We start from the raw sequence: 9,282 nt of genomic DNA on the forward strand, positions 1-9,282 counted from the left end.
TATAAATTCTAAAAAATGTAATACTTTAATAATAATTCTATAAATGATAAACTAATAATAAAGAACAGTTTTAAGGAGGCTATAAATGAATAAATTAATGATAATAGAAGACTCTCAAATTATAAGAGAAGAGTTGAAATCATTACTTACAAGATATGGATATAATGTAATTGCGTGTGAAAATTTTGAAAATATATTAGAAGATATAGAAAAAGAAAGACCAGAACTTATACTACTAGATATAAACCTGCCCGTATATGATGGGTTTCATATATGTAGAGAGGTAAGAAAAACATTAAATATCCCAATAATAATAGTAACTAGTAGAGACAGTGAAATAGATGAGCTTATGAGTATGAATTTGGGTGCAGATGATTTTATAACTAAACCATACAACACTCAAATATTACTAGCTAGAATAAGTGCAGTTCTTAAAAGAACTTACACAGATGTTAATTCGGATGTATTAGCTTATAAAGATTTAAGTTTGGATTTATCAAAAGGAACAATAACTGCTTTTGGACAAAGTGTTGAGTTAAGCAAAAATGAAATAAAAATTCTAGCTCATCTTATGAAAAATAAAGAAAAGATAGTATCAAGAGACGATTTAATGAATTATATGTGGAATTCAGATGTTTACATAGATGATAATACTCTATCTGTAAATATGACAAGAATAAGAAAAAAATTAGAAGAATTAGATTTAAAAGACTATATAGAAACTAGAAGAGGATTAGGATATATATTAAGATGAAACTAGTTGATTATATAAAAGATAATTTAATTTTTTTAATAAAAAACTTTATGATAATATTTATATTATCTATAGGGTTATTAGCATCAAATGTTAGTTATCAACTTATCTTCTTATTAATTGTTATATGGGTAGGTCCATTTTTATCATACATGATTATTGATTTTAGAAGAAAGAAAAAATATTTTGATAATGTAATTAGTATATGTGAAAATTTAGATAAAAAGTTTTTACTATCAGAAGTTATAGAAAAACCAAAATACCTAAATGAGTATTTAATTTATGATATATTAAAAGAAACTAATAAATCAATGAGAGATAATGTGAATTATTATAAAAATATGCAAAATGATTATAAAGAGTATATTGAAACTTGGGTGCATGAAATAAAAACACCTATAGCTTCTACTATGCTATTTATAGAAAATAATTCAGATACTATTCCTGGATATATAAAAGAAGAGCTTCAAAAGATAGAAGACTATGTTGAACAAGTTTTATACTATTCAAGAAGTAATAATGTAAATAAAGATTATATTGTTAAATCTTTCAACCTAGAAAACTCTATTAGAAAAGTAATAAGAAAAAATGCTAGGTCTTGTATTAATAAAAAGATTACTATAAATATAGGAAATATAGATCATACAGTTTATAGTGACCCTAAATGGGTTGAGTTTATAATAAATCAAATTGTGGTTAACTCTATAAAATATTCTAAGAATGAAAATCCTAGTATAAATTTAGACTGTGTAGTGAATAAGAATAATATTGTGCTAAATATAGTTGATAATGGTGTAGGCATTTGTGAACGAGATATATGTAGAGTTTTTGAAAAAGGATTTACAGGAGAAAATGGACGTACATATTCTAAATCAACAGGGATAGGTTTGTATGTATGTAAAAAATTATGCAATAAATTAGGACTTAATATTGAATTAGATTCAAAATTAGATGAAGGAACGACTGTAAGGTTAGTATTCCCTCTAGGCGAAAGATACCTTTAGAAAATAAACTAATAAAGTGAGGATGTTATTCTTATTTTGTTAGTTTATTTTTTTAGAAAAATATTGCACGTTCATATTCTATCTGTTATATTGTTTGTATAACAGATAGAATATATATCTAAAAATATGAAAGGATGTGACAACTTGATATTAAACTTAGATTTTAATAGTGATAAGCCTATTTATATACAAATACGAGAAGAAGTTATAAAATCAATTGCAAATGGAGAATTAGAAATTTATGAATCTCTTCCGTCTGTTAGAAGTTTGGCTGATGAAATTGGAATAAACCTTCACACTGTGAGTAAGGCATATAACCTTTTAAAGGATGAAGGCTATATAAGCATTGATAGAAGAAAAGGTGCAGTAATTAATAATCTTCCTATAGATAAGGATATTAACAATTTCAATCAAATTAAAGATCAAATAGAACTTTTAGTAGCAGAGAGTTATTTAAAAGGAATAGATAAAAGCGAGTTTATGGACTTATGTGAAAATTATTTTGAAAAATATGGGGTGAAAAAATAATGGGAAATTTAACAATTTTTATTGTAATGATTCCAACAATAGTAATCATTCATCTATTAATGCTTTATGTTCAAGCTTTAAGTGGTAAAAATTATTTTTATGGAGTATACGTTAAAAATATAGAGCTAGAAGAAATTGATAAAAAGAAAATTGACAGAAGTTATAAAAAGAAATTAAATATTACTTTAGTGGTATTGGTAATCCTTGCATTACTAGGTCATCAAGTATTTAATCTCAATGAGGAGATAACATTGACATTTATCTTAATATTGTATTTAATACTAGATTTTTATTATTTAAGATCTAGCTATATAGATGTAATTCACTTAAAAAGTAAATTATTGACTACATCTAGTAGTCATAAGGATAAAGATACAAATGCCAAAACTATGTTTATAGATACTAAATTTATAAGTGAAAAATCTAAAGTTAAGAATAAATTTAAAGTTTTATTTGGTATCTGTATACTAATATCTTTAATAACATTCATATATGTTGGATTAAATTACAATAGTTTACCAGAAACTATTCCAACTCACTGGGGGATAGAAGGTACACCAGATGCATTTGCTCCAAAAACAGTTAAAAATGTTTTTATGCTAAATATTTTAGATATATCAATAATTTTAATGTTTAGTTATTTAACTATTGAAACTATAGGGTCTAGAAGCTATATAGATACTGAAAATAAAGAAGAGATTAGAAAAAAGGCTTTAAGATACTTAACTAAAATGGGCTACGCATTTTGGGCATTAACTTTAAGCATACAACTAACAATAATACCTATGCAATGGTCTCTAGTTGGTGGAGGTAACATACCGACGTTAATATTTTTTATAAGTATATTTTTACCTATGATATCTATAATTTATTTAATATATATTATGATAATGATATCTACATTAAAGTCTAAAAATAAAAATTCATATATAATAGAAAGTGATGATGAAAAATGGATTTATGGATTTATATATTATAACAAAGAAGACCCATCATTTATGGTTGAAAAAAGGATTGGTGCTGGTTGGACATTTAATATGGCAAATAAAAAAAGTAAATGGCTTTGTATATTCTTAGTTTTACTGATTATAGTGAGTATTATTGGGTTTTAAAAAATAAGGAAAAAGGACTACATTTTATGTAGTCCTTTTTATATTTTATTTATTTGTAAAAAAGTTTCTTGACACTTTTATCTTTTACTAAAAATGTTTCATCAGACATAGATGCAATTTTAGTATCATGTGTAACCATTATTACAGTCTTATTTTCAGTTTCAACAATGTCTTTAAATAGTGAGATTATTTCTTTAGAGGTTTCTTCGTCTAAGTTACCAGTTGGCTCATCCGCTATTATTAAGTCAGAATCACAGCAAAGTGCACGTGCAATAGCAACTCTTTGCTGCTGACCACCACTTAAGGTCAATGTTTTTTGCATCCCTTGCTCTTTCGTTATTCCAACTCTATTTAACATATCTATAGCAAATTGTCTATTATTATCAGTCTTTATACCTTTTATACTCATTGAAGATGTTATATTCTCAATTGCGCTCATATAGTTAAGTAAATTATACCCTTGAAAAATTATAGATACGAATTTATTTCTATATTTTTCAAGAGATATATTTTCCAAGCTTTCTTCCATATAAAAAATCTCACCACTAGAGGGCATATCTAGTCCACAAGCTAGAGATATAAGTGTGGTTTTGCCAGAGCCAGACGGACCTACGATTGTATAAAACTTACCTTTTTGGAAATCTACATTAACATCTTCTAAAACGCTCTTATTAGAATTGTATGAGTATGATATATTCTTTAAACTTAACATATTTTTCATAAATAACCTCCTAATTATGTTTACTTAATATATTTTTGGGATTTAACCTCATAACAAATGATGCTGGAGCTATTGTAGAAACAATAGAAGTTAGTATTGAGTAAAGAGACATCTTTAAAAAGTCGTTACTACTTATATTGACATCTAATGTATCAATTGAATTTTCTTTAGTAAAGGTTTTATCTGATCTAGAAGATCCCATCTCACCACCTCTACCAGGAGGAGCCTGTTTATTAGAAAACTCATTTTGATTTTGAGTACTGCTTATTTCTGTTTGAATAAGTTGGGTAGCTACTGAATTACTTATTGAGTTTCCACAAAGAGCAGATATTCCTATAGATACTACTAAAACTAAAAGTATTTCAGATAAAAGTTGTCCTACTATTTTAAATTTACTTTCTCCAAGAGACATAAGTATTCCTATTTCATTCATTCTGTCTTTTATAGACAACATAATTACTAAAGTTAATATAGAAGCTCCAAACACTGCAGCTACAATTAATGTTATTTTAGAGAATGAGGCTATATTTTCAATAGGTGCAATCATTTCTTCATAAGATTTATCTCCTGAATCTAATTTGAATTTATCAAAATCTATATTAGAATTTTCACTCTGTTTTATGAATTTTTCAACATTATCAGGATCATTTATGTAAAATTTAATAGAGTCTACTGAGCTTTGATAATCATCTCCTTTTAAAGTATTTGCTAATGTATAAGGAGCGTAGATATTATTATACGGTAACGTTGACGAGAATCTATACGAATTATCATCAATTTCACTATTATCTTTAAATATACCAATAATTTTAGCTTCAATAGATGTTTCATCATCAGTTGATTTTAATGTTATTTTATCACCCACAGATAATGAATTTTCTTTTGCAAAAGTAGATTCAATTAAAATTACATTTGTATTTAAGTCTTCTTCGGTAAAAGTTTTTCCAGATTCTAATTCGATTGATTTTGATTCAACTTTTTCATTAAGATTAAAATCATTTAATCCGTATATAGAAACATCACCACTATTAGGTTTTTTCATAGATTCAAAGGAGTCTTTATTATTTGAAGTAGATTCTGAATCTTCGCTAGTTCCCACAGCAGATAGACCATCTAAATTTGCAGAAGTATTACTGCTTATTAAATAATCAACTACATAACTAGATTTTTTTAGTTCGTCCAAATAAGATATAGGAACAGGTATTTTTTCAGGTTTAAATCTTGGTTGAGAATCATCATTTTCTTGGTTCTCAGAATTTTTTTCCATAGTTTTCTTCATATCTTGGCTTAAAGTAACAGTAGCTCCAAGTTTTTGTTTAGCACTTGAAGATGCTATTTGGGTAGCTGATTGTATACTTAAACTAGTCAAAGTCGCAATACAAATAATAAGTGTAATACAAAAAGTTATTAAAGTTTTTACTTTTCTTTCTTTTAGAGATTTAAATGCTCTAAATATAAAATTCATGTGTTTCACCCTTTCTTTAATTTCTCTTTTATGAAGTTACAATTAATACCTTAAAAAAATCTTAAATATAAAAACTTTAAGTTTAATTAAAGGTAAAGAGTATATAATTACTATATTGATATAAATTTAGGAGGACGATTAATGAGAATTTTATTGGTAGAAGATAATATTGTTTTGGCAGATACTATAAAAGAAGAGTTATCAAATCAAAATAATTTTAATATTGAAGTTTTTAATAATGGAGAAGAAGCTTTGTATAATATAGAAAGAAACATATATGATATTATAATTTTAGATATAATGTTACCGGATTTAAGTGGAATAGAAATATTAAAGTCATTAAGAGATCAGGGAGTTAAAACTCCAGTTATAATGCTTACAGCAAAAGAAGAGTTAGATGATAAAGTTGGAGCTTTCTCAATAGGTGCAAATGATTATATAACAAAACCATTTTATATGGAGGAGTTAATAGCTAGAGTATATGCAATTCTTAGAACAACAGGAGCAATATCTAGCGAAAATATATTAGAATTTAAAAGCTTAAAGATAAATTTAAATTCTAGAAAAGTATATATAGATGGAGAGGAAATAGAACTATACAAGAAACAATATGATATTTTGGAATACTTTCTAATGAATAAAGGTCAAGTTTTATTAAAAGAACAAATATATGATAGGATTTGGGGAATTGAATGTGATATTCCACTGGAAATAGTAGAGGTTCATATAAGTGGTCTTAGAAAAAATTTAGCGTGTAAAGGATATAATAAATATATAAAAACAAAAAGAGGAATAGGATATATATTTGATGATGAATAAAAATATATTAAAAAATACAAGAAAAAGATTAATTACAATAAATATGATAGTTGTAGGTATCGTCTTTATTGTATTTACTTTGTTTATATATAAGTTTTTTTATGATTTAACTTATAATGGAGTTGATAAAGACCTACAAATGCAAATGCAAAAAACTGAAAATGATTTAATGCATGGCGAAAGAAATCCAAGACCTAATAGGGATGATATTCATATGATGTCAAAAGGAAGCTTAGTATATGTGTGGGAAAATGGGACAATCATTAAGTCATATCCATATGATATTACTAACTACATGAAACCATATGAAAAAAGTAAAAACTTAAAGGAAGGTATAATTTCTTATGAGTATGAAGGTTCAAGATTCAGAGAGTTTAAAAAAGTCAGTGGGCCATATACTATTGAGATAATCAAACTAGTGGATATTGAAGAGGGACTTTTAGCTAAGCTTAGACATGTACTTATAATTTCGGCAGTTATAGCTTGTGCAGTTATATTTATTGCAAGCAAATTTTTAACTAGAAAATCTTTAGAACCAATAGAGGAATCTTGGAAAACACAGGCTTTATTTGTACAGGATGCTTCTCATGAATTAAGAACTCCACTTACCATAATTTTTTCTAAAATTGAAAGTATAATAAAAAGGCCAAGTAATAGCGTTGAAGATGAGATGAAAAATTTAACAATTGTTATGAAAGAAGTAAGACGTCTTAATAAATTAGTTTCTGACTTGCTAAAACTCACAAAAGAAGATGCTATCGTAACTATAAATAAATCTGAGGTTGATTTAAAATCTATGGTATATGATATAACTGAACAATATGAAGATATATGCGAATTACAACATAAAAAGCTGGAGTTTGAATATAAATCAAAAGACAAAATTATATTTAGTGATAAGGAGAAGTTAAAACAAATATTAATAATACTTATTGATAATGCTATAAAATACACAAATAATGAAGATATAATAAAAGTTACTATATATGATGAAAATACAAATATACTGATTGATGTATCAGATACTGGTATAGGTATTAAAAATGAAGATATTGAGAAGATTTTCAACCGATTTTTTAGGGCTAGTTCACAAAGAGAATCTAATAGTAATGGATCTGGGATAGGCTTATCAATCGCTAAAGTTTTAGTATCTAATTTAAACGGGAAAATATCTGTCATATCTGAATATGGGGAAGGAAGTACTTTTAAACTTGTCATTCCTAAAAAATAGAAATCGTATTCGAAGCATTACCAAAATGTAAGTTTATTTTTTACTTACTATAAGGCTTTTATTTTAAAAAAAGTGTAAAATAAGAATATGAGTTTCGTTAGGAGGTAGACATGAAAAATATATTAGAAGTACAAAACATCGAAAAGTATTATGGAAATAGAGACACTATAAATAAAGCAATTGATAATATAAGTTTTAGTGTAAGTGAAGGAGAGTTTATAGGTATAATGGGACCTAGCGGAAGTGGTAAAACTACGCTTTTAAATTGCATATCTACAATAGACAATGTATCAAGTGGAAGTGTGATAATAAATGGTCAAGATATTACAAAGTTAAAAATAAGAAAGTTAGATAAATTTAGACAGACAGAACTAGGGTTTATATTTCAAGATTTTAACCTTTTAGATACATTAACTGCATACGAAAATATAGCATTAGCACTTACTATTAAAGGTGAAAAAACATCCAAAATAGATAGTAAAGTAAGAGAATTTGCTAAATACCTTGAAATAGATACTATTTTGGATAAATATCCATACCAAATATCTGGAGGACAAAAACAAAGAGTTGCATCTGCTAGAGCCATTGTTACAGATCCATCATTAGTTTTAGCTGATGAACCAACAGGTGCTTTAGATTCAAAATCTGCCAGATTACTGCTTGAAAGATTTGAAAAATTAAATCAAGAATTTAACACTACTATTTTGATGGTTACTCATGACGCTTTTACAGCAAGCTATGCAAATAGAATCTTGTTTATAAAAGATGGAGAAATTTTTAATGAAGTAATTCGTGGAAATGATAGTAGAAAAAATTTTTTTAATAGGATAATAGATGTAATCACCTTGCTTGGAGGAGATGAAAATGTATTTTAAACTTGCGTTCGAAAATGTTAGGAAAAGTTTTAAAATTTATAGAATATATTTTTTAACTATGGGACTTGCTGTAAGTATATTTTATAGTTTTAATTCCATAGAATCACAACAAGCTATACTTGACTTGAGTAAGTCTAAAGAAAATCCAATTGATTTACTAATTAACTCAATAGAAATTATCTCTATTTTTGTATCGTTTATACTAGGTGGTTTGATACTGTATGCTAATAATTTTTTGATAAAAAAAAGAAAAAAAGAATTGGGGATATACAGAACGCTAGGTATGAGTAATTTAAAAATTTCACAAGTAATAGTAATAGAGACAGTAATAGTAGGTATACTTTCTTTAGTTGTGGGATTATTAATAGGTCTTGTACTAAGTCAAGGACTTTCTGCTTTTGCATCTAAATTATTTGAAGTTGATATGAGTAAATACAAATTTATAATTTCCTCAAATGCTATTCAAAAGACTATAGTTTATTTTGGAATAATATTTTTAATAGTCATGATATTTAATGTTATCACAATTTCAAGATACAAAATAATAGATTTAGTTAATGCTAGTAAGAAAGTTGAAAATATAAAATTTAAAAACCCTATTGTATACGTACTTACTTTTTTTACAAGTACATATCTTTTATTAACAAGTTATAAATCAGTTATTAATCTGCTACCAAATGAACTTACAAATTACATTGTTTTGAAAATTGTAGGATTTGGTATTTTAGGTACATTTTTATTTTTTTATAGCTTAGCTGGAGTATTTTTATATA

General features: G+C 26.1%; 10 protein-coding genes. 8 read left to right on the forward strand and 2 right to left on the reverse strand.

What is annotated here, in order from left to right; all coding sequences use genetic code 11:
* Window positions 1-85 precede the first annotated feature (85 nt).
* The 4 genes from VN21_RS02930 (at window position 86) to VN21_RS02945 (ending at window position 3,398) form a co-directional block, all read left to right on the forward strand.
* Window positions 86-754, forward strand: a complete 669-nt coding sequence (locus VN21_RS02930; RefSeq protein ID WP_046821973.1) for a response regulator transcription factor — start codon at window positions 86-88, stop codon at window positions 752-754.
* The gene (locus VN21_RS02935; RefSeq protein WP_046821974.1) at window positions 751-1,758 is read left to right on the forward strand and encodes a sensor histidine kinase; all 1,008 of its coding nucleotides are present in this window, start codon (window positions 751-753) and stop codon (window positions 1,756-1,758) included. The genes VN21_RS02930 and VN21_RS02935 overlap by 4 nt, the downstream gene beginning before the upstream one ends.
* 144 nt (window positions 1,759-1,902) lie before the next feature.
* Complete coding sequence (locus tag VN21_RS02940; RefSeq protein WP_046821975.1) at window positions 1,903-2,286, forward strand: GntR family transcriptional regulator; 384 nt, start codon at window positions 1,903-1,905, stop codon at window positions 2,284-2,286.
* Complete coding sequence (locus VN21_RS02945) at window positions 2,286-3,398, forward strand: DUF1648 domain-containing protein (protein ID WP_046821976.1); 1,113 nt, start codon at window positions 2,286-2,288, stop codon at window positions 3,396-3,398. Before VN21_RS02940 ends, VN21_RS02945 begins: the two co-directional genes overlap by 1 nt.
* Window positions 3,399-3,447: 49 nt before the next feature.
* Here the strand turns inward: VN21_RS02945 and VN21_RS02950 are convergent, their stop codons facing one another.
* Window positions 3,448-4,119 carry an ABC transporter ATP-binding protein gene (locus tag VN21_RS02950; RefSeq protein ID WP_046821977.1) on the reverse strand — a complete coding sequence of 224 codons (672 nt, stop codon included), beginning with the start codon at window positions 4,117-4,119 and terminating at the stop codon, window positions 3,448-3,450.
* Between the two features lie 10 nt (window positions 4,120-4,129).
* A complete protein-coding gene (locus VN21_RS02955) occupies window positions 4,130-5,584 on the reverse strand; it encodes an ABC transporter permease (RefSeq protein ID WP_046821978.1) in 1,455 nt (484 codons plus the stop codon).
* A gap of 141 nt (window positions 5,585-5,725) precedes the next feature.
* Here VN21_RS02955 and VN21_RS02960 point away from each other — a divergent pair, with 141 nt between their 5' ends.
* From VN21_RS02960 to VN21_RS02975, 4 genes are all read left to right on the forward strand, one after another.
* On the forward strand, window positions 5,726-6,403 hold the full coding sequence (locus tag VN21_RS02960; protein WP_046821979.1) for a response regulator transcription factor: 678 nt from the start codon (window positions 5,726-5,728) through the stop codon (window positions 6,401-6,403).
* Window positions 6,396-7,634 (forward strand): sensor histidine kinase, encoded by a 1,239-nt coding sequence (locus VN21_RS02965; RefSeq protein ID WP_161794372.1) that lies wholly within the window; start codon window positions 6,396-6,398, stop codon window positions 7,632-7,634. The genes VN21_RS02960 and VN21_RS02965 overlap by 8 nt, the downstream gene beginning before the upstream one ends.
* Window positions 7,635-7,744: 110 nt before the next feature.
* Window positions 7,745-8,509, forward strand: a complete 765-nt coding sequence (locus VN21_RS02970; RefSeq protein ID WP_046821981.1) for an ABC transporter ATP-binding protein — start codon at window positions 7,745-7,747, stop codon at window positions 8,507-8,509.
* On the forward strand, window positions 8,499-9,282 hold a 784-nt coding region (locus tag VN21_RS02975; RefSeq protein WP_046821982.1), incomplete at its 3' end, for an FtsX-like permease family protein. The genes VN21_RS02970 and VN21_RS02975, both read left to right, overlap by 11 nt.

It is taken from the genome of Paraclostridium benzoelyticum (assembly GCF_001006285.1).
Taxonomy (GTDB): Bacteria; Bacillota; Clostridia; order Peptostreptococcales; family Peptostreptococcaceae; genus Paraclostridium; species Paraclostridium benzoelyticum.